At 43.7% G+C, this 25,039-nt stretch carries 14 protein-coding genes and 1 pseudogene; 9 read left to right on the top strand and 6 right to left on the bottom strand.

Annotation, left to right across the window (positions count from 1 at the left end; translation table 11 throughout):
- Positions 1 to 53: 53 nt before the first annotated feature.
- Positions 54 to 968: pseudogene (locus AAFM34_RS11215) on the bottom strand (iron-containing alcohol dehydrogenase); the annotation flags it as partial.
- A gap of 91 nt (positions 969 to 1,059) precedes the next feature.
- Here AAFM34_RS11215 and AAFM34_RS11210 point away from each other — a divergent pair.
- Positions 1,060 to 1,947: an IS982 family transposase gene (locus tag AAFM34_RS11210; protein WP_341662847.1), complete on the top strand. Its 888-nt coding sequence runs from the start codon at positions 1,060 to 1,062 to the stop codon at positions 1,945 to 1,947.
- Between the two features lie 137 nt (positions 1,948 to 2,084).
- Here the strand turns inward: AAFM34_RS11210 and AAFM34_RS11205 are convergent, their stop codons facing one another.
- Together AAFM34_RS11205 and AAFM34_RS11200 are read right to left on the bottom strand one after the other, a co-directional pair.
- Positions 2,085 to 2,453 (bottom strand): hypothetical protein, encoded by a 369-nt coding sequence (locus AAFM34_RS11205; protein WP_341662844.1) that lies wholly within the window; start codon positions 2,451 to 2,453, stop codon positions 2,085 to 2,087.
- A 376-nt stretch (positions 2,454 to 2,829) separates the two neighbouring features.
- Positions 2,830 to 4,302 (bottom strand): hypothetical protein, encoded by a 1,473-nt coding sequence (locus AAFM34_RS11200; RefSeq protein ID WP_341662842.1) that lies wholly within the window; start codon positions 4,300 to 4,302, stop codon positions 2,830 to 2,832.
- A 241-nt stretch (positions 4,303 to 4,543) separates the two neighbouring features.
- On the opposite strand from AAFM34_RS11200, the gene AAFM34_RS11195 reads away from it, so the two are divergent.
- Together AAFM34_RS11195 and AAFM34_RS11190 are read left to right on the top strand one after the other, a co-directional pair.
- Positions 4,544 to 14,359, top strand: coding sequence for a membrane-targeted effector domain-containing toxin (locus AAFM34_RS11195; protein ID WP_341662840.1), 9,816 nt, complete (start codon positions 4,544 to 4,546; stop codon positions 14,357 to 14,359).
- 303 nt (positions 14,360 to 14,662) lie between these two features.
- Positions 14,663 to 17,617 carry a chitinase C-terminal domain-containing protein gene (locus AAFM34_RS11190; RefSeq protein WP_341662838.1) on the top strand — a complete coding sequence of 985 codons (2,955 nt, stop codon included), beginning with the start codon at positions 14,663 to 14,665 and terminating at the stop codon, positions 17,615 to 17,617.
- A 51-nt stretch (positions 17,618 to 17,668) separates the two neighbouring features.
- Here AAFM34_RS11190 and AAFM34_RS11185 read toward each other — a convergent pair whose 3' ends face one another.
- Positions 17,669 to 18,187: a hypothetical protein gene (locus AAFM34_RS11185; protein ID WP_341662836.1), complete on the bottom strand. Its 519-nt coding sequence runs from the start codon at positions 18,185 to 18,187 to the stop codon at positions 17,669 to 17,671.
- 97 nt (positions 18,188 to 18,284) lie between these two features.
- Positions 18,285 to 18,650 (bottom strand): NirD/YgiW/YdeI family stress tolerance protein, encoded by a 366-nt coding sequence (locus tag AAFM34_RS11180; RefSeq protein WP_341662834.1) that lies wholly within the window; start codon positions 18,648 to 18,650, stop codon positions 18,285 to 18,287.
- 162 nt (positions 18,651 to 18,812) lie between these two features.
- Between AAFM34_RS11180 and AAFM34_RS11175 the strand changes: the two genes are divergently transcribed.
- The 4 genes from AAFM34_RS11175 to modC are packed head-to-tail and all read left to right on the top strand — an operon-like array spanning position 18,813 to position 22,844.
- Positions 18,813 to 20,285, top strand: a complete 1,473-nt coding sequence (locus AAFM34_RS11175) for a cobyric acid synthase (RefSeq protein WP_341662832.1) — start codon at positions 18,813 to 18,815, stop codon at positions 20,283 to 20,285.
- Complete coding sequence (gene modA / locus AAFM34_RS11170) at positions 20,282 to 21,040, top strand: molybdate ABC transporter substrate-binding protein (RefSeq protein ID WP_341662830.1); 759 nt, start codon at positions 20,282 to 20,284, stop codon at positions 21,038 to 21,040. Before AAFM34_RS11175 ends, modA begins: the two co-directional genes overlap by 4 nt.
- A 5-nt stretch (positions 21,041 to 21,045) precedes the next feature.
- Complete coding sequence (modB, locus tag AAFM34_RS11165) at positions 21,046 to 21,741, top strand: molybdate ABC transporter permease subunit (RefSeq protein WP_341662851.1); 696 nt, start codon at positions 21,046 to 21,048, stop codon at positions 21,739 to 21,741.
- Entirely contained in the window at positions 21,738 to 22,844 is a 1,107-nt protein-coding gene (gene modC / locus AAFM34_RS11160; protein ID WP_341662828.1) for a molybdenum ABC transporter ATP-binding protein ModC, read from the top strand. The genes modB and modC overlap by 4 nt, the downstream gene beginning before the upstream one ends.
- 38 nt (positions 22,845 to 22,882) lie before the next feature.
- On the opposite strand, the gene AAFM34_RS11155 is transcribed toward modC, so the two are convergent.
- On the bottom strand, positions 22,883 to 23,317 hold the full coding sequence (locus AAFM34_RS11155; protein ID WP_341662826.1) for a DUF3069 domain-containing protein: 435 nt from the start codon (positions 23,315 to 23,317) through the stop codon (positions 22,883 to 22,885).
- A 173-nt stretch (positions 23,318 to 23,490) separates the two neighbouring features.
- On the opposite strand from AAFM34_RS11155, the gene AAFM34_RS11150 reads away from it, so the two are divergent.
- A complete protein-coding gene (locus tag AAFM34_RS11150) occupies positions 23,491 to 24,423 on the top strand; it encodes a diguanylate cyclase domain-containing protein (RefSeq protein WP_341662824.1) in 933 nt (310 codons plus the stop codon).
- Between the two features lie 242 nt (positions 24,424 to 24,665).
- Positions 24,666 to 25,037 (top strand): late competence development ComFB family protein, encoded by a 372-nt coding sequence (locus tag AAFM34_RS11145; protein ID WP_341662822.1) that lies wholly within the window; start codon positions 24,666 to 24,668, stop codon positions 25,035 to 25,037.
- Positions 25,038 to 25,039 lie beyond the last annotated feature (2 nt).

Below are 25,039 nucleotides of genomic sequence, written 5' to 3'. Positions count from 1 at the left end.
TGATCTTATTCTTCCCGCTAGGCGATTAGAATGCGGGTTTTATGGAGCGCTTACAATTGAGTTGATACCTGCATCGTTTGATAAAAGCTTTCGATCGCACTGATGGTTCTTTCGGCTAAATCGTCTGATTTAGTTAAGCCAAAAACGTTAACACCCATTTGCTCGAGCTTTGAACGTTTATGCGCAAGCTGATTTCTAAGTAGGGAAGGTTGTACTATTGCTAGTGAACGAGCATGATCGACGCCCCACAGCGCGGTAAGTTCATGGCCTATCATGTGAGTTGCCCAATCTTGAGGAACGCCCGTTCCAATTAGACCATTCAGTGCTTGGTTTGCTGTCCACATGAGATTTTCACGCCACCCATCGCTATCACGTTGTTGAAAGCTTTCACCAAGCGTTTTTAACGTGCGTAATAAGGTTTCAGCATAACCATCTTGGACCATGGCACCATGGCTTGTGGTTAAATACTGTTCGCATACGTGAACCCAAGCATCGACAATACCATTAATAAGTTGTTTCTCAGGCAGTGTTTTCATTACATCAGGATCCATTACAGCAAATTGAGGCTGAACATGTGGGCTCCCAAAAGACAACTTATCTTGGGTTTCAGCTTTAGTAATCACAGCTCCCGAGTTAGATTCGGATCCAGTTGCTGGAAGGGTTAATACTGCGCCAAGAGGAGTGGCATCAGATACTTGGTAGTCACCTGTCAAAATATCCCAGCCGTCACCTTGGTATTTTGCCGCTGCTGCAACATATTTTGAGCCATCAATAACCGAACCGCCGCCAACAGCAAGAATAAAGTCGATGTTTTGTTGCTTGACTATGTCGACTGCTTTATCCAGCGTTTCTTTGGTGGGGTTAGCCTCAACGCCTGAAAACTCAACCCATTGGTGATCTTTCAGTGACGTTACCACCTGGTCATAAACACCGTTATGTTTAATTGACCCGCCGCCATAAATAACTAACCTGAACTCGGGATAAAAATAGAAGTGAACTAAAAGCTGGTTCTGCGATCAGATCTTCGACAAAGAGAGAACAATCGCAAAGGAACCAGCTATGCACAAGCTAGTAGAATTATTTTGCCATGTCGATGACTTTTGTAAGGCTTTTCTACCTCAATGGCAAAAACTTCAACTTGAACACGATGAACGTAAACGAAAGCGCAAAGGACGTATGTCTGAAAGTGAAATAATGACCATCATTATTGCTTTTCATATGTCGCACCAACGTGATTTTAAAAACTTCTATCTTGGCATTATTCACCGATACCACAAAAGCGAGTTTCCTGCGCTACTGAGCTATACACGCTTTTTGGAGATGATGCCGTCGGTGCTTGTTCCTTTAAGCTCTTTCTTCACTCATGTAAAAGGAGAGCCGACGGGTATTGAATTTATTGACTCTACTAGCATTAAAGTCTGTCACAACTTACGCATTCCAAGACATAAGGTGTTCAAAGGAACAGCAGCACGAGGCAAAGGTACCATGGGATGGTTCTACGGTTTTAAACTCCACATCATTACAAATCATCTTGGTGACATTGTTGCAGCCAAACTTACGCCAGCAAATACGGATGATAGAAAGCCTGTCCGTGAATTATCAAAAGGGCTGCTCGACAAGCTCTATGCAGACAAAGGCTATATCAGTAAAGCACTGACTGAAGACTTAAAAGAAGATGGTATTACACTGATAACAACACACCGAAAGAATATGCCCCCCAAAGTGCTAGCCGCTTGGGATCGTGCAATGTTATCGAAGCGATTCATTATTGAAACGATAAATGATCAGTTGAAGAACATATCTCAGATAGAGCATTCTCGTCATCGCAGCTTACATGGCTTCATGTTGAACTTGCTTGGAGGCTTAATCGCTTACTGCTTAAAGCCAGAAAAGCCATCACTTAACATCACCAATACTGAAAAGTCTGGTTTGATGGCAATGGCTTAAACCGATCTCAGGTTAGCTAGCTAAAGAAAAAAACAAGAGTTAAAACTTATCTTTAAACACATGAAAATATTGATTAAATAGGATTAGGTGGAACTTTTCGGTGAATTGGGCGCAAATACTCCAAATAGCATTATGTGCTACTGATTCAGTATCCCAAATAAGAAGGTCCCGATAACCCCCCAAATTCCCAACGAGTTAAACCACATAAAAACCTTAAACTTTGTGGATTCCGTTGTGGTGCGTTTCCGTATCCAAGGGTAGGTCACACTGTAGTAGGCAAAGCGGGTAATAATACCTCCTGGCAACTGATATTTAGGCTTCATGTACCCGTTATCCAAGTAGTACTTATTCACATCCTTGGCCAACTGCTTATCAATCCAAATAATGTGCTTAAAGCTTCCATACATGATGATCGGGATAGTGATGCAAGATACAACCATCCAAGTAATCATTTGGACAAAAAATATTCCTTTCAAGGAAGTGATGAGAATATCTATAATGCTCATCTTTTATTGGCCTAAAATAAATTCTCAACAACGATCCATGATATTAAAGCTATCCAACTCCAGAAACCTAACGCATTTCCCCACATGAAAATATTAAACTTAATAGAGTTTGACTGACTTCTGTGTCTAATAAAGGGGTAAGCTATACAATAATTCATAAATCGAGACATAATATGATGAGACATCATATTTTGATAATCCGCATGCAGACTTTTAGCATCCTTCGATAGTTGCTTATCGATCCACACTATTCTCTGAGGGTTACTTAGTGATAGAACCGCACCAAAAACAACACCAGGAATTGACCAAAGCATGGCATATACGTACAAAATCATAAATATTACCGACTGTAAATTATATAGCCAATCAGAGTTCATCAATCTTCACCTTCCACAATATCAGCGGCTTTTTCGTACAGCACATCACTAACCACTTTTCCAGCAGTAGAGCCCACAATACCACCCACTGCACCGCCAACCACGAAAGCACCAACGGCCGCTAAAGCTACAACTGGCGCAGAAGCTGTACCAAGAAGAAGAAGCACTCCTGTGGTCGCCCAAGCTCCCATTTTTCCTCCTAGATAGGCACCACCTAAAAATCCAACCACTTCCCTAGACGTTGTTTTTCCACATGCCCCAGAGCCATCAACTTTACATGCTTCATATATGTTGCTGACACCACTTGCAGCTCCAAGTGTCAAACCCACGTAACCAACTCCACGACTGACAGAAATACCAGTTGCTACATTAGCGATTCGTTTCCCTAAACTTGGCACGAATCCTTTTTTTAGTATTTCATCAGAGTTGTGGATAACGGATTTTGTTGATAATTTAAGGTTTCGTTTAATTTGACGATATATTGGAATTTGTACCGTGCGCTTGGATAAAAAGGCAAATGAGCCGTCTAGCTTTTTGAATAATTCCGCACGCTCAGCAATAAACGCGCCGTAATTCATTCCCCCCGTTCTGCTGGACATGGCAACTTGAGCTGCGTATAAGTCATTAATTTCAATTAGCACTCCACTAATATTTTTTAAGTGTTGCTCTACTGAGGCTGACACTACACCAACTCCCACAGATGCATAAGCGTAAGCGTCTGTGGGTAATCCATTGGTATGGATTGTATCCATGCCTTTATGGGCATAATAGTCAAGAACTTCAAAATGATTATAAGCCGTAGCCACCAATTCATCGGATAATGACTTTAAGGCTTTACTCGCTGCTTCTGCATCTTCCATAAGTTCACGAAGTGCAGTTTTATCTTTTTCTGCTCTAGGTTTTGTGGTGGGAATTACTACAATTTCGCCTTGTCGAACGGGCTCATTTAGATGAGCATTACATTCTTTAATAAAAGCCTGTGCATCCTTTGGGGTCTGTGCCGTAAATAAGTCAGCCCATATGAGTGCCTGTGGTTGGTTTTTATCAACCTGCATCCAAGCTAATTCAAAAGTAATATCGTCCTTATCTTTGGTTTGATTACCATGTTTTTTCTCATATTCTACGACTGATGTACTGAGTGGCGGCAGGGCTTCAAATACAGAAAGCTCAGGTTCAGGTTCTTTAACACGATAACCAGCAGCGCGACTCGCCATGCTACGGCCATAAGATCCCTTTAATGATAATGAAGATCTTATATTGAAAGGCGTGCTTCGTTTGATTGCTCCAAAGCCATCAACAATGCTGTCTTTAGTGGGTAACCTATCTACAACTAAAACAGCCATCCCACTTTGCAATTCAAAATCGTACTTGATGCCAAGCTTTTGGCAGTAGAGGGAGAGTGAACTGGGGTGAACTACAGACGATAACTCTGTTTCTTTTACGTCTAAGATATTTTTCTTTTTACCATACATGGCAACAGCTCATTAGATAAACAATAGAGCCATTATTATATTAAACTCATAGGTTTATGTGTTATTTAATGTCTAGTCAAATTACCTAAGAAGATAGATATTTTGTCGATATTTCCAGAATTTTGAAGTAGGGCACCAAACTAAACTAGGAAATCTTCGCCTAGATGAGAAGGCAAGTTAATAGTTATAGAAAACTACCCCTATCTCACAGCCCTTGGTATGTATGGGCTGAGAGCAAACTTTGGACTTTTCGATGAAATGGGCGCAAATCCCCAAGATGGCGGCGGCGAAGCAGACGCAATCTGACAATAACAGCAAAGTTAAAGAGTCCGTTGCGAAGTCTGAAGCGGGGGTCGCCAAAGGTGAGCAAAATCGAGCAGGTGCAGAGCAAGACATCGTCGAAGCTAAAGCCGATGCAGAAACACGCAAAGCCGATGCTGTGGTGAAAAGTCACGACGCGAAACAGGCCGAATCTGATGCACACAGCGCAGCAAACGACGCGCAATCACGTGGTGACCGCGATGCGATGAATGCCGAAAATAAAGCCAACCAAGCACAGAATGATGCGCAAGGGGCGAAGCAAAACGAAGGCGATCGTCCAGACCGTCAAGGCGTGGCTGGCAGTGGCCTTTCGGGTAATGCTCATCACGTGGAAGAGGCTGGCGAAACGGACAGTCATGTCAACACCGACAGTCAAACAAGCGCCGATGGTCGATTCAGTGACGGCTTGACCGAGCAAGAACTGGAAGCGTTGGAAGGGGCGACAAACGCTGTGAACCGTCTGCAAATTAACTCAGGTATTCGCGGCAAGAACAGCGGTAGCAACATCACCTCAATGTTCACCGAAGAAAATGCTGACAGCATTGTGGTAGACACTACAGCGTCTCAGGAAGTGGGTCGAAAAGAGGTTCGCATTTCTGGAGTGAATTTAGAAGGACTTGGTGAAGCTTCGCATGACTCTGCTGAATCGCTTGTAGCTGCTCGCGCAGAAAAAGTGGCGAATCTCTATCGCTGGCTAGACACTGATAATGACGTGGCGACGGACAAGTATGTACCAGTCCCTGGTTTTGAACGTGTCGATGGTGATGCCTCTGATGAAGTCAAGCATCGCATGATTCAATCTATGAGCGGTTACATCGAACACACCGACAACCAAGTACCGAAAGATCAAGCACAAGTATTAGCCACTTTGTTTGTTGAATCGACGCTCGATTATGATTGGGACAAACGCGTTGAGTTTCTCACTAAGCTTGAGAGCTATGGTTATAGTTTTGAAGCACCACACGCAGAGAAAAGCATTGTTTCCTTCTGGTCTGGTAAAAACTTCAAGCAATACCGAGACGTTCTCGACAATGCCCAGACTGATGGCAAAAAGGTCGTGTACGACATCGAAGTTAAAGGCAACGCATTTGCAATCGAGCTGAATAAGCATTTAATGCGTTGGGGCGGCCTGTTCCTTGACCCAGATAACGCCGAGCAAAATCAATTGAAATCGTCAATTGATGCAGCAACGTTCAGCAATACGGGTTTTTGGCGTTCAGTCTATGCGACGGGTGCACAACATGATGTGTATGTTATCGCGGAAGGTGGAGTGCGTCTTGGTAACTATTTCTGGCATGTTGAGCTACCTGCACTGCGCCAATTACAGCATGAAGGGTTGGTTGGTGAAATTCGACTGCTTGATAAGCCAGTATCCGAGTACAAAGGTCTACCAGCACACGAGATTGGACGCCGACTTACCGATGCAGGCGTAGGTGTCAAAGTTCGTTTTGATGCGTTGAGCAGCGTACGACAAGCGGAACTATTGGCAGACAACCCTAATGGCTATAAATCTGACACGCTAGTTGAATTGGACGTTAAACTCAGCGCAATCGACAGCATGTTGCGTGAATCTCTGCCCTTCTATTCACTTCGTACCGAGCGCAATCTCTTGGTTCAAGAAAGCGATGAAGGTTTCGTCGTCCACTCATGGCCGGGTTCCGATGATAAGAGCAAAACCATCCTTCTTGACACTCCTGAAGATGCCGCTCAACAAAAAGCCATCGAGCGCTTTATTTTGGCAAACTTCGACAATTTCGAGCAGATGCCAGACGAGCTGTTCTTAGTGGATAACAAGGTGCTCTCGCACCACGATGGCCGTACTCGAATTTTGGCTCAGAAAGAAGACGGTGCTTGGACGTACAATACCCAAACAGATCTGATGTCGGTGACTGAGCTATTTAATGCTGCTCATGTAAGCGGTAAAGTTCGTGGTGAAAGTTACCAAAAAGTGATCGATGCTCTGACTGAGTATCATACGAGTACGATTGAACATGCAGACTACGAACTAGAATCTGTGGAAAAACTACTCAACCTACGCAAACAGATTGAAGGTTATGTACTTGGGCATCCGGATTCTGGGCGTGTGGAAGCAATGAACTCACTGTTAAATCAGGTGAATTCCCGTCTCGAAGCTGTCTCTGTACTTGCGAACTCTGAACAAAGCATCAAAGCGCACGATAGCTTTAGCCGTCTATATGACCAGCTTGATAATGCCAACTTGAAAGACAGTAAACATCTGTACCTGGATGGAAATGGCGATTTCGTCACTAAGGGTAAAGGCAATCTTGCTAATATCGATCAGCTAGGCGGTAGCAATGCTGTACTTGAAAAAGTAAAAGCAGCCGTAAGTCATGAATATGGTCAAGCCGTTGCCGATACCATCTTTGCAGGGCTATCTGCTAACGATCTGGCAAAAGATGGCAAAGGCATTGATATCGCTGGGTTAAACAAAGTGCACCAAGCGATTGAACAGCACATGTCGCCAGTGAGCGCGACCATGTACATTTGGAAGCCGAGTGATCACAGCGCGTTAGGTCACGCCGCATTACAAATTGGCCAAGGTCGCACGCAGCTTGATGGTCAATCCGCGGCTGACTTCAACAAGCAGAATTACGTGAGTTGGTGGCCACTTGGAAGCAAGTCATCCAATATCCGCAATATCTTCAACATTGCGACAGAATCTCAGCCGGATCTTAAACTACGTTGGAGCGACTTCAGTCAACCGGCTCATCAAAATGATACGCTTGAGCATGATATGGCATCGGAAGAGAAAGATGGCTTTGGCTTGAGCGATGGCGAAACTAAGCTGAAACGTTTTATCGAAAAACTCAATGCCGCGAAAGGTATTGATGCTGCCTACAAAAATGTGTCTGAAGGTTATGCTAGTGTGCTACTGGGCAATCCGGATATGCTTGTATCGACAGGCATTCCTGCGCATGTGTTCCAGCCATTCGTCGATCAATGGAATGACACCAGCTACGAGATGATGGACGTAGCAAACCGTTTTGCTCAAGAGCTACAGAAACAAGCTCAAGCGAGTAGTGATCCAGCTCTTGTGGCAAAACGCATTGACAACGTGGTTCGCCTCTTTGCTAAGAGAGCGCTGGAAGAAATCGAAGCCTTTAAGGCTAGCCAAGCTGATGAAGGTAGAGTGTTCCGAATTAACCTAGAAGGCTTGGATGTGGCGGCGATGCAAGCAGAGTGGAATCGTTTAAGCCACGATCCAGATGCCCGCTATCAGTTGTTGACCAAAAACTGCTCGAGTACAGTCGCAAAAGTGTTGAAAGCGGGTGGGGCTGACAAACTTATCGGCCATACATGGCGACCTAAGTTTGGTGTATGGACGCCGACAGAGCTTTTCAACTTTGGTCAGGCACTGCAGGAAGCCCAGCTTGAAATTGCCGCGAAGAAGCAAAGTCATCACCTTGATCCCTTGTCAGGCAGTGAGAAGCTCAAAGAAAACGCTGCGATTGAAAACACAGGACAGATCTCTGAGTTATCGGATACGCAACCTGATGTAATGAGGGGTGGCCAGTTACAAAACATTGGCGACAAGGTCGTTGAACGGAAGGCTGGTGGTAATGAGCCATCACGTGCTAAGAACTACCAATCTCGTGATTTAATTCTAGAGCCAATTTCGCAACCGGAAACGATTGAACTGGGCATGCCAGAGGCAGATCAAAAAGTACTAGCAGATATTGCAGAGCGTAAAAATGTGATCATTGGTGTGCGTCCTGTTGACGAGAAGTCTAAATCACTTATTGCTTCTAAGATGTACAGCAGTAAAGGTCTTTTCGTCAAGGCAAAAAGTTCTGATTGGGGGCCAATGTCAGGCTTTATCCCAGTTGACCAATCGTTTGCAAAAGCATCAGCAAGAAGAGACCTTGAAACGTTTAATAGTCATGCAGAGCAATCTATTGAGTCTGGTAATGCGGTAAGTGCCGATTTGTACCTAAATCAAGTTCGGATAGAAGAACTGGTTTCAAAATATCACTCGTTAACACCTTTGGAACTAGATGAACAGAGCGGTATGTATAAAACAACTGCGACCAATGGTGAGCAAACAGTCCCTTTTTACCTAAATAAAGTGATGGTAGATGGTAAGGAGTTATGGCAAGTCCATTACATCAAAAATGGGGAGTTGGCACCGTTTAAAGTTATTGGTGATCCGGTATCAAAGCAGCCGATGACGGCAGATTATGATTTGCTTACTGTGATGTATTCCTATAGTGAACTAGGTCCACAGGATAAGGTAAAACAGCCATTAACATGGGAGCAGTGGAAAGACTCTGTTACTTATGAAGACTTAACTCCCAAATATAAAGAGCTCTATAGCAATGAAGACCTCTATAACAAAAAAGATGGAGCAAGCCTTGGTAATGTGAGCGGCCGCTTAAAAGAGCTGAAGGATGTGATTAATGTTGGTTTAGGTCGAACCAATGGTCTCGAGATGGTTCATCATGGCGCAGATGATGCAAATCCTTATGCTGTTATGGCAGATAATTTCCCTGCAACTTTCTTTGTCCCGAAAAGTTTTTTTGCCGAAGATGGTTTAGGTGAAGGCAAAGGTTCGATCCAACACTACTTCCATGTAAATGAGCAGGGGGCTGTTGTTATTCGTAGTCCGCAGGAGTTTTCTAACTTTCAACAGGTCGCAATTAATGTAAGCTATCGAGCTTCATTTAACGATAAGTGGAACCATGGGTTAGATGATCCCTTGTTCAAGCCAGAGCGTAAACTGTCTCATGAATTTCTAGACAAAAGAGATCAATTACTTAGAAAGCTATCGACTGATAGTCTGGACTCTCAGGATGAGAAACTAGTCGCTATTGGTAATCCTGATGACTTATTAGGTAACAAAACCAAAATAGTGGTCGATTCATCGCAGATCTTTACTAGGCAAGAACTGAAAGAGAGAGCAAACGTCTTCGCTAAGCCGATTGGTGCATCCTATCAAGGTATTCTCGATCAACTTGATCTTGTTCATCAGACGGTAAGCCGTGATCAAATCGTCGCGAGCTTTGAGCTGAATAAGAAGGTCAATGCCTACATAGCTGAACACCCAACGTCGGGGCGTAATCAAGCGCTAACGCAGTTGAAAGAGCAGGTCACCAGTGCGTTGTTTATGGGTAAGATGCAAGTTGCCCAAGCGGGTATTGACGCAATCGCACAAACAAGACCGGAGCTTGCCTCTCGTATCTTTATGGTCGCGATTGAAGAAGCCAACGGTAAACATCTAGGTTTGACGGATATGATGGTTCGTTGGGCCAATGAAGACCCATACTTGGCACCGAAGCATGGTTACAAAGGCGAAACGCCAAGTGACCTTGGTTTTGATGCGAAGTACCACGTAGATCTCGGTGATCATTACGCTGACTTCAAACAGTGGCTAGAAACGTCTCAGTCTAACGGGTTGTTGAGTAAAGCTGTGTTGGATGAATCCACTAAAACGGTTCATCTTGGCTATAGCTATCAAGAACTTCAGGATTTGACGGGTGTAGAATCGGTGCAAATGGCATTCTACTTCTTGAAAGAAGCGGCGAAGAAAGCGGATCCGATTTCCGGTGATTCAGCTGAAATGATATTGCTGAAGAAGTTCGCTGATAATAGCTACCTATCGCAACTTGATTCTGACCGTATGGATCAAATTGAAGGGATCTACCGTAGTAGCCATGAGACGGACGTTGATGCTTGGGATCGTCATTACTCTGGTGCAGCTTATGATCAGTTGACGACTAAACTTGCTGGTGCCGCGGGTGTTGACGAGCAGCTTTCGGTTCTTCTCGATGACCGTAAAGGCCTCTTGATTGGTGAAGTGCATGGCAGTGATGTCAATGGCTTGCGCTTTGTTAATCAACAGATGGATGCGCTGAAAAAGCAGGGTGTCACCGTGATTGGCCTTGAGCATTTGCGCTCAGACCTCGCGCAGCCACTAATTGATCGCTACTTAGCAACAGGCGTAATGTCGAGTGAATTAAGTGCAATGCTTAAAACCAAGCATCTCGATGCTACTTTGTTTGAAAACGCACGTGCGAACGGTATGCGTATTGTGGCGCTGGATGCCAACAGCACCGCGCGTCCAAACGTTCGGGGAACTGAACATGGTCTAATGTACCGTGCTGGTGCAGCAAACAACATTGCGGTGGAAGTACTACAAAGCCTGCCTGATGACGAAAAGTTTGTTGCCATCTATGGCAAAGCGCACTTGCAGTCGCACAAAGGGATTGAAGGGTTCGTTCCAGGTATCACGCACCGCCTTGACCTTCCTGCGCTAAGAGTCAGTGACTCGAACCAGTTCAGGGTTGAACAAGACGATATGACTTTGCGTGTTGTCTACGATGATGTGGCCAACAAACCGAAGATCACGTTTAAGGACAGCCTGAGTGGCGTAAATACAACTATTCACAACCAAAATGTCAATGACTGGGAACGTGTTGCCGTGACTCCAACAGCGAACGGTGGTGAAACCCGTTTTGACGGTCAAATCATCGTCCAAATGGAGAACGACTCTGTTGTTGCAAATGCCGCCGCTAACCTCGCGGGTAAGCACCCTGAAAGCAGTGTAGTAGTGCAGCTGGATTCAGACGGCAACTACCGTATTGTGTATGGCGACCCGGTAACACTGGATGGAAAGCTACGTTGGCAGTTGGTGGGTCATGGTCGTGATGATTCAGGCAGCAACAACACACATTTGAGTGGTTACAGCGCCGAAGATCTGGCAGAGAAATTAGCCAATTTCCAGCAGTCGTTTAGCCAAGCGGAAAACATCAACAACACGCCTGATCATATTAGTATTGTTGGTTGTTCATTGGTGAGTGATGACAAACAAAAAGGCTTTGGTCATCAGTTTATCAATGCGATGGATGTCAATGGTCTTCGCGTCGATGTTTCTGCACGCAGTTCAGAATTGGCAGTTGATGCGACGGGTCGCAAGCATACTAAGGACGAAAATGGCGATTGGATTCAAAAAGCCGAAACCAATAAAGTGTCGCTAAGCTGGAATGAGCAAGGCGAAGTGATTGCCAAGGAAGAACGTATTCGCAATGGCATTGCCGAAGGCGATATCGACCTATCTCGTATTGGTGTCAGTGACGTCGGTGAGATTGCACGTGGTGCGATTGGTGACAACAATGATGTGTTTGATGCGCCAGAAAAACGCAAAGTGGCAACGGAAACCTCATCTTCCGCTGCAAACAATAAACTCAGCTACTCCGGCAACATTCAAGTCAACGTGGGTGATGGTGAGTTTACAGCTGTAAACTGGGGCACATCCAATGTGGGCATTAAAGTCGGCAGCGGTGGCTTTAAGTCGCTGGCCTTTGGTGACAATAACGTTATGGTTCACATTGGTAATGGTGAGAGCAAACACAGCGTCGATATGGGTGGCTATCAAGCACTAGAAGGTGCACAAATGTTCATCGGTAATCGCAATGTGAGCTTCAACTTAGGTCAGAGTAATGATCTGCTTGTGATGATGGACAAGTCTATTCCGACTCCACCATTGGTGAATCCGTTCGACGGTGCCGCTCGTATTTCGGGTGTGCTACAGAGCATTGCTACCTCGGGTGAGGGCCAAGATTGGCTTGCGGCTCAAGAGCAGCAATGGACATTGTCTGGAGCGAAGAAGTTCGTCAAAGATATGTCTGGCTTGGATCAGAGTAGCAGCGTTGATTACACCAGTTTGGTTGAACTGGATTCGCACAATGAGCGCAGTAGTCGTGGCCTGAAACACGATACGGAAGCGGCGCTAAACAAGCAGTATAACCAATGGTTAAGTGGCAATAGCGACTCTAGTGCCGGCAAACTCAGCCGTGCAGATAAGCTTCGTCAAGCCAATGAAAAGCTAGCGTTTAACTTCGCCGTGGGTGGTCAGGGTGCGGATATCCAAGTAACGACAGGCAACTGGAACTTTATGTTTGGTGACAACATCCAATCAATTTTGGATACCAACCTAGGTTCACTGTTTGGCCTCATGACACAGCAGTTCTCTGCCACAGGTCAGGCAAAAACCACCTTCACCTATACGCCAGAAGACTTGCCTCGTCAGCTAAAGAATAAGCTGCTAGGTCAGATAGCTGGAGTCGGTGCTGAGACCACGCTGGCGGATATTTTTGGTGTGGATTACACCACTTCGGGCCAAATTGTGTCGCGCAATGGTGAGGCCGTCGATGGTGTGGCGATCCTCACAGAGATGTTGGAGGTCATTGGTGAGTTCAGTGGTGATCAAATGCAGTCCTTTGTTGACCCTGCTAAGTTGTTGGATGGCTTGAAGTCGGGTATCGACATGGGGGCAGATGGCATTCAGTCTTTTGCTGAAACTCATGGACTGAGAGACAAGGCACCAGAAGAGGAAGAAAGTAAGTCTTCGGTTTCTGTCAATGGTACGAGTGTGAATAACAGTCAAGGAGCGACTGCTTCTGATGGCAATACCGAAACAGCAGAAACGCAAGATCGTGCTTTTGGCTTTAACTCGCTTAACCTGCCTAATTTGTTCGCGACTATCTTCAGTCAAGACAAGCAGAAAGAGATGAAATCGCTGGTAGAAAATCTCAAAGAGAACCTCACCGCTGATCTACTGAACATGAAGGAAAAAACGTTTGATTTCCTTCGCAACAGTGGCCACCTCCAAGGTGATGGTGATATCAACATCTCCCTAGGAAACTACAACTTCAATTGGGGTGGTGATGGTAAAGATCTTGGTGCGTATCTAGGAGACAATAACAACTTCTGGGGAGGACGAGGCGATGACGTATTCTACGCCACAGGCACGTCAAACATCTTCACTGGTGGCGAAGGCAGCGATATGGGCGTTCTGATGGGACGTGAAAACATGATGCTTGGTGGTGATGGTAACGACACTACAGTTGTTGCTGGACGCATTAACCATGTCTTCCTTGGCGCCGGTGATGACCAGTCGTTTGTCTTTGGTGAGGGCGGTGAAATTGACACTGGCTTAGGCCGAGACTATGTGGTGACGTCTGGCAACTTCAACCGTGTGGATACGGGAGACGGTCAAGACTACTCGGTAACGATTGGTAACAACAACCAAGTAGAACTAGGTGCGGGCAATGACTTTGCTAATGTCTTCGGTAACTATAACCGTATCAATGCAAGCGCGGGTAACGATGTGGTTAAGCTAATGGGCTACCATGCCGTGCTGAATGGTGGTGAGGGCGAGGATCACCTCATCGCTGCTGCCATCTCTAAGTTCAGTCAGTTCAATGGTGGAGAAGGCCGTGACCTGATGGTGTTGGGTGGTTATCAAAACACCTTCAAAGGTGGCACGGATGTGGACAGCTTTGTGGTGAGCGGTGATGTCATCGACAACCTTGTTGAAGATATTAGCAGCGAAGATAACATTGTCTTCAATGGCATCGATTGGCAGAAACTGTGGTTCGAACGTAGCGGGTATGATCTGAAATTGTCTATCCTGCGTGATTCAGCAAGCGACAGTGACCAAGCGAAGTTTGAGCATATTGGTTCGGTGACGTTCAGTGATTACTTCGACGGTAAGCGTGCGCAGATGATTATCGCAATTGGCGAGAAAGACGCAAACGGTGAACGTGAGTACACAACGTTATCTGAAAGTTCGATTGATGCTCTAGTACAAGCAATGAGTGGCTTTGACCCTCAGGCAGGTGACAATGGATTCATCGATAACCTAGATAGCAAGTCTAGAGTCGCTATCAGTACAGCCTGGGCTGACGTTGCTCAGAAAAAGGGACCTATAGCGTAAGTACTGTTATACATAACCCAATAAGCCACCCTATATAAGGGTGGCTTATTGCTAATAGGTAGGAGTTCCGCAGGGAATTTTGCGATACTCTAATCCGTCACATAGAATGTTTTTGCCGCAAATTTACTACTGAGAAATTGCACTTCAGTCAGAAAAACTTGCGAGTGATTTTATAGATATTACATTTTTAACCCTAAGTAGTCTGGTTCTTTTCTAAAGTTATTTCACGATGAAATTTAAGTTGGCTTATAGATAAAAAAGTCAGCTGATAACAATAAAACAATAACTTAAAGGAAAACAAGAATGCACTTACCAACGTCAATGGCTCATCGACGCCTCTTCCAGCTGAGTCTACTCAGCGCTTCCTGTCTTACAGCATTTCAAAGTTATGCGGCAATTGACTGCGCACCTTTATCCGATTGGGACAATAAAACTGTCTATACCGGAGGACAAAAAGTTAGACATCTAAACTATGCCTATCAAGCAAATTATTGGACACAAGGTGATTCTCCCGATACTCACTCTGGTGAGTGGTCTCAATGGAAAGAGTTAGGAGTATGTTTGGGCGATATAAACCAACCACCAAGTGTTGAGTTAACCTCTCCCAAGGCGTCAGATTCAATACTCGTTGATCAAGCTGTTGTTATTTCAGCTATTGCAAATGATTCAGATGGTTCGATAGAGAAAGTCGTTTTTTCTGTCGATGGGCAAACTATCGGCGAGGATAAAGCTTCTCCATACTCGGTTAACTGGGTAGCAGTAGCAGGAAACCACCATATAGCAGCTGTAGCACATGATAATAGTGGAGCACAAAGTATTATTAGTACGGTAGATATTAGAGTCTCCACAACAAAGCCGGGTAACGAGCCACCAACCGTGGATCTCACACTATCTGCTAACAGTGTTGATCTTGGCGATATCGTTACCTTTACATCAAACGCGGCAGATAAAGATGGCCGTGTTGAAAAAGTCGAATTCTACGTATCGGGAGAGCTTGTCGGCTCAGCGAAAAATGCACCTTACGCTATTGATTACCGAACTTCTAGTAAAGGCGTATTGCCCGTCATTGCAAAAGCGACGGACAATAATGGTGCGTCTTCAAGTTCATCAGCAGTGCTGCTTGAAGTGAGAGAAGCCCCTAGCGTTGCTTCTTGCCGTCCAGATGGTTTACATCAAACTGAGGGGGTAAGTGTCCCTTATTGTTCCATATACGATGAAAATGGACGTGAGAAAATGGGAGCGGACCATCCTCGCAGAGTGATAGGTTATTTCACAAGTTGGCGCTCTGGAGGTGATGAGCAAACGTCATACCTAGTAAAAGATATTCCTTGGCAGCATCTGACACATATTAACTATGCGTTTGTCAGTATTGGATCTGATGGAAAAATGAACATAGGTGATATAAACGACCCTGATAACGTAGCAGTGGGTAAAACTTGGCCTGGTGTTGATATTGATTCATCTCTAGGTTTTAAAGGTCATTTCGGCGCTCTTGCGACATACAAGCAGAGACATAACGTAAAAACCTTGATTTCTGTTGGTGGTTGGGCTGAAACAGGTGGTCACTTTGATAAAGATGGTAAACGAGTCGCGGATGGTGGCTTTTATACTATGACCACTAACTCTGATGGTTCGATAAACCATGCAGGTATAGAAACATTTGCATCTTCTGCGGTTGAAATGATGCGCAAGTATAAGTTTGATGGTTTGGATATTGACTATGAATACCCAACATCAATGGCAGGAGCAGGAAATCCGGATGATAAAGATTTTATGGAGCCTAGACGGCGTTATTTATGGGCTTCATATCAAGAGTTAATGAAAGTGCTGCGCAATAAATTGGATAAAGCGTCTGCACAAGATGGTATCCACTACATGCTGACTATTGCCGCGCCTTCTTCGGGGTACTTGCTGCGTGGAATGGAATCTTTTGATGTGACTAAGTATTTGGATTACGTCAACATAATGACTTATGACCTGCACGGGGCATGGAACGATCACGTTGGGCATAACGCAGCACTTTATGATACAGGTAAAGATTCTGAACTTATCCAATGGAACGTCTACAAAACGGCTGCGTATGGTGGTATCGGCTATCTAAATACAGACTGGGCCTATCATTATTTCAGAGGGTCAATGCCAGCAGGTCGCATAAACATTGGTGTCCCATATTATACAAGAGGCTGGCAGAGTGTCAGTGGTGGAACGGATGGATTATGGGGCAGAGCAGCGTTACCTGATCAAACGCAATGTCCTCCTGGCACTGGAGAGGGTGAGAAAAATAATTGTGGACATGGTGCCGTTGGCATTGACAACATGTGGCATGACAAAGACGTCAATGGCAATGAAATGGGGGCTGGTTCTAACCCAATGTGGCATGCTAAAAATTTGGAGAATCAAATTTGGGGAACATACTCATCTGCATACGGGCTTGATCCTGTTAATGATCCGGATGATCGATTAATGGGCAGTTATACCCGCCATTACGATAGTGTCGCTGTAGCGCCATGGTTATGGAACAATGAAAAGAAAGTATTTTTGTCAACAGAAGATAAAGCTTCTGTACAGCTAAAAGCAGACTATGTCATTGATAAAGAGATAGGTGGTGTCATGTTCTGGGAGCTTGCAGGCGATTACAATTGTTATTTACTTGATAGCCAAGGCTCAAGAACTCAAGTTGATGAATCTGAGCAAGCATGCTTGTCTGGTCGAGGTGAGTACCACATGGGAGATAGCATGACCAAGACTATCTACGATAAGTTTAAATCCGCCACACCCTATGGCAACAAGCTATCAACGACTCCTATTGCTTCTCAGGCTCTGGATATAAATGTGAGAGTGTCGGGCTTCAAAGTGGGTGATCAAAATTACCCAATCAATCCTAAAATCACTTTCACCAACAATAGTGACCAAGTTTTACCCGGAGGTACAGAATTCCAATTTGATATACCAGTTTCCACACCAGACAATGCTAAAGACCAATCTGGCGCTGGTTTATCGGTCATATCATCGGGTCATTCACGTCCCAACAACATTGGTGGGCTCGACGGGCCAATGCACCGAGTATCTTTTACTCTACCCGGCTGGAAGACCTTACCCATAGGTGGCTCGTATGAGCTTGATATGGTTTACTATTTGCCTATTTCTGGTCCTGCTAATTATAGCGTGAAGGTTAATGGGGTTGATTATGCGTTCAAATTTGAACATCCGGACTTACCTGTGGCGAGCAGTAGTAGTAAGCAACAACGCAGCGAGTAGTTGAGACTAAACCAAGAGGCTTTGGGGAAGCCAAAGCCTCTTATTAGTTAATTAGTAATGAAATCTAACGGACATAGTGATCTGAGGGTCATAAAGACCATTGTTGCGAGTTTCAGCAGCAATTGAGAGTTGGTCTGTCGAATGAAAGCGTACACCAGCATAAAAGACCGAACTATCATCATTACGCCCCAGTCTCCCAGTGGCCTCTATTTGATCGGCAAGCCATAACCTGATGCCAATATTTAGCTCACCAGTTGTTTCTCTGCGTTCTTGGTAGTCACGAGTGTACTTGGTTTGATGCAAGAGGAGTTGACCGTATATATCAGCGAATTGGCTTATTGGGCCATTAAATCCAATTCCTCCGGCGAAATCATAATCCTTATCGAATAGTGTGTCGGCTCTTATGACAAAGTGAGAGTTATCAGTAAAATAAGTACTAAGCTCAGCGCCGAACAATTCAGGGTTAATTGCCGTTCTTACTTCGATAAAGTTGTAGTTAAAGTTGTTTGCATTTACAGCGCTAGCAAAACCAGAGAATAAAAGAGCGCTGATTAAGGTGATCTTTTTCAAAGTAAGTACTCCAACTCGCATCAAGTTTTTGACGGTTAAAATATTGTGCAATAAGTAAGCCAAATATTATCGCAATTGGAGCTGAATTACTTTATGTTTACAAAACTTGAATATGATCCACTTCAATTTCTGGACTATTTCCACCAGCGAATTTGCCAAAAATCCGTAAATCTGTATTTGCATCAATGGATTGCTCTAGCTTCACTTTGTCACTGACTTCAATTTGAATTTCTCTCTTACCATCGGAGAAAATAAAACTCGAAATACTAATTTGCCGGACAATACGTCCATCAAGAATTGCGTTACGCTTTGTAAATACACTATTGTCATCTAACAAAGAATCGACGGTTGTTAAATTTACTGGTCCATTAAACTTAATTCCTGAGGGGATTTCGCTACTGGCAATACTTGCTAATGGCAGGAGCAAGAGTGTTATAGCAATCGATGAGAGTATTTGGCTCACTGTTTTTCCTCTTTTGATTCCACAAAGTAAACGTCATTATGCCATATGGGTTATTTGACGACTCGGACAAAACGATGCAGGTGAGATTCATAAGTTGAGAGAAGTGGTACAAAAACGTTATGATGATTCTTCTCTACTACATGAAAAATCAAAGAATGTAATATGCAGACTCCATCCAGAGCATTGATGATTCAAGGTACAACTTCAGATGCTGGTAAAAGTGTTTTTGTTTCCGCCTTATGCCGCCTTCTCGCGCGAAAGGGGATTAAGGTAGCGCCTTTTAAACCACAAAACATGGCTCTCAATAGCTCTGTTACAAAGGATGGGGGTGAAATTGGACGAGCTCAAGCGGTACAGGCTAGAGCATCATGTACACCGACGACAGTGCATATGAATCCAGTTCTGTTGAAACCCAATTCGGATACAGGAGCACAGGTTGTTCTTCAAGGCCAAGCGATTGGAAACATGGAAGCCGTCGGATATGATAATTACAAGCAAACCGTATTTCCCAAAGTTCTAGAATCTTTCTCTATATTGCAGCGAAATTATCAGACCATTGTTATTGAAGGTGCTGGTAGCCCAGCAGAAATCAATCTTCGACACAATGATATTGCTAACATGGGTTTTGCTGAGGCCGCAGACGTTCCTGTGGTCATTATCGCCGACATAGACCGTGGCGGCGTTTTTGCTCACATTGTCGGAACCTTGGAGCTCCTATCGGAGTCGGAGCGTGATCGTGTTGTAGGTTTTGTTATTAATCGCTTTCGCGGTGATATATCTCTGCTCCAATCAGGGCTTGATTGGTTGGAAGAGAAAACATCAAAGCCAGTACTCGGTGTTTTGCCTTTTCTGCATGGTTTAGAGTTGGAATCTGAAGATAGTATTTGCAGCGAGCAGACTGTAGGTGAATCGGCAGAGCTCCGAGTTGTTGTGCCTGTATTAACTCGAATGAGTAATCACACTGACTTTGACGCTTTGAGGGCTCACCCAAATATTGATTTGCGCTACGTTTCTAAGGGAGAGAAAATTGACAATGCCGATTTGGTTATACTGCCGGGCACAAAGTCAGTAAGGTCTGACCTCAAGTATTTACGCTCGCAAAATTGGGATAAAGATATTCAGCGCCATCTGAGGCTAGGTGGGAAGCTTATGGGGATCTGTGGGGGTTACCAGATGTTGGGATGCTTGATAACAGATCCGTACGGAGTTGAAGGGGAAGAGGGTACGTCTCAAGGACTAAGTTATCTCCCCATTGAAACTGAACTTACCAAGCAAAAGAAACTCACTGAGGTAAAAGCCATACTTAGACTGAATAAAAAAAGCGCACCAGTAACTGGGTATGAAATTCATGTAGGTCGAACGTCCAGTGAAAGCAATAACACTGTGATTTTTAGTACTGATGACTTAAAAACAATTGATGGAGCTATCAGTGAATGTAACCAAGTCTTTGGTACTTACTTGCATGGAATTTTTGATTCTCCAAAGGCGTTAGAGCTGATATGTGAGTGGTCTGGTGCCGACCATATTAAAGCTGTCGACCATGAGCAGCAACAAGAAAAGGCAATAGATAGGATTGCAGATGCAGTAGAAAAACACATTGACTTAACACGAATTTGGCCAGAACTCTATCAATGAACCTTAAAACTTATCGTGCTGCTAGATTCATCACAGCATTGCTTATTTTGTTTATTTCGACAGGTATTAATGCCACATCGATTACTGTCTATGCAGCTTCGTCACTGACTAATGTAATCAAAGCATTAGGTGATGCATATTACGTTAAGACAGGGGTTAAAGTCGTTCATGTCTTATCTAGCTCTTCTTCTCTTGCAAAACAAATATTGGCCGGAGCACCTGCAGATATATACATTTCAGCAAATACCCAATGGACCGATTACCTAGTGGAGAAAAATAAAATACAACGTCACAACGTCACTAATATAGCTACTAACCAACTGGTGGTGATTGCACCAAGTGAGCATTTAGTGACGTTAGACGTAAGTAGCAAAGAACAATGGCTGACTCATTTGCAAGATAAACGAGTTGCGGTTGGGGATACCCGGGCTGTACCGGCCGGTATATATGCAAAACAGGCTCTGCAGACTATGGGCGTATGGCAATCTTTGCACGATAAGTTGGCCCCTGTAAGTAACGTTAGGGTAGCATTGACCCTTGTTGAGCGAGAAGAAGTTCCGTTAGGTATTGTCTATCAAACTGATGCTAACACTAGCGACAAAGTTAAGGTTGTAGCGACTTTCCCTTCATCAAGTCATACAATGATTACATACCCTATGGTGCTACTTAATGCTGATATAGAAACCCTTGGTTTTGCGGATTTTGTGCAAAGCAAGCAAGGAAAAATATTGCTCAATCACTACGGCTTTCTTTAGGAGTTATTCACTTGCTTTCTGAATATGAATATCAGGCTCTAATACTTAGCTTGAAGGTAGCTCTGTATACGGTTTTGTGGCTATTGCCGATAGGTATTGGTTTTGGCTGGTTATTGGCCAAAAAACAGTTTGTTGGAAAAAGTTGGTTAGACAGTCTCTTGCATTTACCACTTGTATTACCCCCAGTCGTTATTGGTTATTTACTGCTCATTTCAATGGGTCAGCAAGGATTTATTGGCCAGTGGTTATACCATTATTTTGGAATTGTATTTTCCTTCAATTGGAAGGGGGCTGTACTTGCAAGTATTGTTGTTGCCTTACCACTGATGGTACGTTCAACTCGATTAAGCATTGAAAGCATTGACCCTAAATTAGATCAAGCAGCAGCAACATTAGGTGCATCGCCGATCCGACGTTTTGTTACTATCACTTTGCCTTTGATGACCCCTGGGATTGTGACCGGGACTCTATTATCGTTTGCTCGAAGTTTAGGTGAGTTTGGCGCAACGATTAGTTTTGTATCAAACATCCCTGGAGTAACCCAAACTCTTCCTCTCGCGATGTTTTCTTCAATAGAAACGCCCGGAGCAGAAATTGAAACTATGCGTTTATGTATTATTTCCCTATCTATTGCCTTGTCTTCATTAATGATTTCAGAGCTTGTTTCACAACAGTGTAAGAAGAGGTTGCAAGGACAATGAACAACATACGTGTTTTCTTTAAGCAACAACTGGGGCATACGACATTTGATATTGACGTCACGATTCCAAATCAAGGAATTACGTCTGTATTTGGAAAGTCGGGGGCTGGAAAAACTTCCTTAATTAATGTCATCGCCGGGCTAACAAAGCCCGATCAAGGAGAGGTCACTGTATCTGGAACCACTTTGTTCTGCTCTGAGACTAAGGTGAATGTTCCTACACATAAACGTAAAGTGGGATATGTATTTCAAGACTCGAGGCTTTTTCCGCACTATAGTGTTAAAGGGAACCTATTGTATGGTGTCACACGACAAGATAATCAACATTTTGACAAAATAGTGGACCTTCTAGATTTGCAGTCGTTACTTCACAGGTATCCTAGCCAACTTTCCGGCGGTGAAAAACAGCGAGTTGCGATTGGTCGGGCACTACTGTGTAAGCCCTCTGTCTTATTGATGGATGAACCACTTGCATCGCTCGATATGCCTTTAAAACAAGAACTAATGCCTTACTTAGAGCATTTGGCTCGAGAAATACAACTGCCGATTATCTATGTGTCACATAGCCTATTTGAACTTGTACGCCTAGCCAACCATATCGTTGTTATTGAAGATGGAAGAGTGGTTGCGTCAGGTCCTCTTGAAGCAATTTGGTCAACCTCAGTCTTGAGTCAGTGGCAGAACTCAAATCATCAGGGATCGCTTTTTGAAGCCAGCTTATCAAGCCACAATAACAATTATGCTTTATCGCAACTTAAACTTGCTAAAGATGTCTACCTCTGGGTTCAAAAACTTGAAATGCCCCTCGAATCAAAGCTTAGAGTTCAAGTTAAGGCTGCTGATGTATCGATTAGTTTGGATGAACCATCTCAAACTTCAATCCGTAATATCTTGCCATCAAAAGTTGTTGAAATCTGCACACCAGATAAAAATGGAAAAAGCAAAAATGTTTTTATAAAACTTCAGCTAGCTGAGCAATGTTTTCTTTGGGCCTCGATAACGATTTGGGCAAGGGATGAGCTTGCCTTAAAAGAGGGTTTGGAGGTTTTTGCGCAAATAAAGGGGGTAAGTGTGACAAAAAACGATATCGTACTTAAAGCATAAATCATTTTTGTATCACACTGTTACAGTTTATGATGAATTTATTTAGCAAACACTTGAGTAAATTCATGTTTTAGAAGAGGATCTCGTCGTGCTTTCTTCATCTGTTTGAGCATATCTTTAATGCAGTTGTGCATGACTTGTTCAATAAGGTCAGCTTGATAAGCGTTTATATCTTCACTATCCATATTTTGCGGTAGCTTCTGTGTTTGAAGTTCTTCGATGACACCAAGTCCAGCAAACGCTTGGCTAACCGAAACAAGTGCGTGAAATTGTTCGAAGTTATCCAAAATATTTTGCGCACTTGCTGGCAGGCGAGTCCAAGCTTCACGGACTGCATCCTCTGAGGCTTCATGAATTGATGTCACCATGCTGTGCATTGTTTCAGGTACATTATCAAACTCGATAACGCGACGTAACTCTTCTGAAATGGTAGAAATATCAATAGATGGCGGGGCTTGTGTCTCTTCAGGCATCAGCTTTATTTTTCTTGCAAAGGTTAAGTTGGTGACAGGTATCGTAGAAAATCCATATTAAATGTCAACCATAGTGGAGGAAATGACTTCCATAGAGTAATCTTGATCATAAGCAACTGATTTTACAGTCTAGTTAATAAAGGGTAGTGTGCGTGAAAATCTCAGGATCTTCGATGAAAATTCTTCTAGTCGACGACGTGCAAATGGAACGCATGCAATTGGCTATTCGCCTTAAGCAACTAGGACACACCGTAGAGGTGGCGGCCTCTGGAGAACAAGCTTTAGAGTTGTATCCCGTTTTCGAACCCGACTTGGTCTTACTCGATATATCTATGCCAGGGATGGATGGGTTCGAGGTCTCACAGAGAATTCGTTCACTGTATGAAGAGTGGATCCCGATTATTTTCCTAAGTAGCCATGATGAACCTGCAATGATCGCTAACGCTATCGATGCTGGTGGAGATGATTATTTAACCAAACCAGTAGATAAAATAGTGTTAGGTTCAAAACTTATCGCTATGCAAAGAATTGCTTTCATGCGTAGGGAGCTGAATCAGAAAACTGCGGAACTTGCTAAAGTGAACCAAGAGCTTGAGAAGCTCGCCAGTGAAGATGGGTTAACCAAGGTTAAAAACCGCCGTTATGTTGATGAAAAATTGAAAGAAATGATTTCAATTCATGGTCGGCATGGATTACTACTCAGCTTAATACTATTGGATGTGGATTATTTCAAGCTCTACAACGACAACTACGGCCATATTGAAGGTGATAAGTGTCTAATTGAGATGGCTCAAGCACTAGCTTTACTATTTTCTCGTAGCGGTGAAATTGTAGGCCGATATGGCGGTGAAGAATTTGTGGTTGTTTTGGGCCATGTCGATGAAGAAGATGCCAAACAGCATGCCATGAGGATACAATCGACTATAGAGGCTCTTGCTATCAAACATGAGTACAGTAGTGTGTCTGATTTGGTGACAGTGTCACAGGGTGTTTGTTGCTTCACACCAACAGGGAAAGAGGAACCAGAAGAAGTGTATGCAATGGCTGATAAAGGTCTGTATGCATCCAAAAAAGCAGGAAGAAACCGCTTTATGATTTTGCAGTAGCATTTTTAGTTGGCTTCAAGTTAACTATCACTTCGGTAAGCAAATGGTATTTTTTGCAACAAAGACTTATTTAGTCACTTTTATTTGATGGTATACCAAGGTTTTTACTAGAATAAATAATGGAAAGTGAGTATTGATGTCGGTAGTGGCCAAAGCTTGGTGTTGTTATAAAGGTGTACTAAGTATTGTTTAACCATTAGCTAATGCTCAAGAAAATCTAAATCTTAAAGGGGTTGAGGTTTATGCAGATTAGTGTAGATGTTCATAACTACATGGAAACTTTAGTTGGACAAGTTTTAGCTGATAGTCAATATACCGACCGATTTAATCATGAGCAGCTGGCCGATTTAGCCTGCTTAGCGCTCGGTCAACTGCGCCCAGTATATATTCGCTACGATATCGACTTTCTTTCCGCTTTATCAGAAGAAAGGCTAGTTGTACTGAAGCGCTATGCTGAAGATGCAGTAAAATCATCACTTTCTATGATAGTCGAAGATCGAAGAAGTAAGCGTAAAGATGAAGTTCCAATTGTGTTTAGCAAACCAAGATTTGACGACGACATCGAATTAGAGTGGTTTGAAAAACCACTGGCATCAAATGACAATGATACTTAGGA

It is taken from the genome of Vibrio sp. (genome assembly GCF_038138445.1).
Lineage (GTDB): Bacteria > Pseudomonadota > Gammaproteobacteria > Enterobacterales > Vibrionaceae > Vibrio.
Note: the sequence above shows the minus strand (reverse complement) of the source record. Positions and strands in the feature narration are given on the sequence as shown.

What these genes read in the sequence shown, in the direction of transcription:
- AAFM34_RS11175 (WP_341662832.1), top strand. Translation starts at nt 18,813, where the DNA reads ATGCAGACTCCATCCAGAGCATTGATGATTCAAGGTACAACTTCAGAT.
- AAFM34_RS11200 (WP_341662842.1), bottom strand. Translation starts at nt 4,302, where the DNA reads ATGTATGGTAAAAAGAAAAATATCTTAGACGTAAAAGAAACAGAGTTA.
- modC (WP_341662828.1), top strand. Translation starts at nt 21,738, where the DNA reads ATGAACAACATACGTGTTTTCTTTAAGCAACAACTGGGGCATACGACA.
- AAFM34_RS11210 (WP_341662847.1), top strand. Translation starts at nt 1,060, where the DNA reads ATGCACAAGCTAGTAGAATTATTTTGCCATGTCGATGACTTTTGTAAG.
- AAFM34_RS11150 (WP_341662824.1), top strand. Translation starts at nt 23,491, where the DNA reads ATGAAAATTCTTCTAGTCGACGACGTGCAAATGGAACGCATGCAATTG.
- AAFM34_RS11205 (WP_341662844.1), bottom strand. Translation starts at nt 2,453, where the DNA reads ATGAGCATTATAGATATTCTCATCACTTCCTTGAAAGGAATATTTTTT.
- AAFM34_RS11190 (WP_341662838.1), top strand. Translation starts at nt 14,663, where the DNA reads ATGCACTTACCAACGTCAATGGCTCATCGACGCCTCTTCCAGCTGAGT.
- AAFM34_RS11145 (WP_341662822.1), top strand. Translation starts at nt 24,666, where the DNA reads ATGCAGATTAGTGTAGATGTTCATAACTACATGGAAACTTTAGTTGGA.
- modA (WP_341662830.1), top strand. Translation starts at nt 20,282, where the DNA reads ATGAACCTTAAAACTTATCGTGCTGCTAGATTCATCACAGCATTGCTT.
- AAFM34_RS11155 (WP_341662826.1), bottom strand. Translation starts at nt 23,317, where the DNA reads ATGCCTGAAGAGACACAAGCCCCGCCATCTATTGATATTTCTACCATT.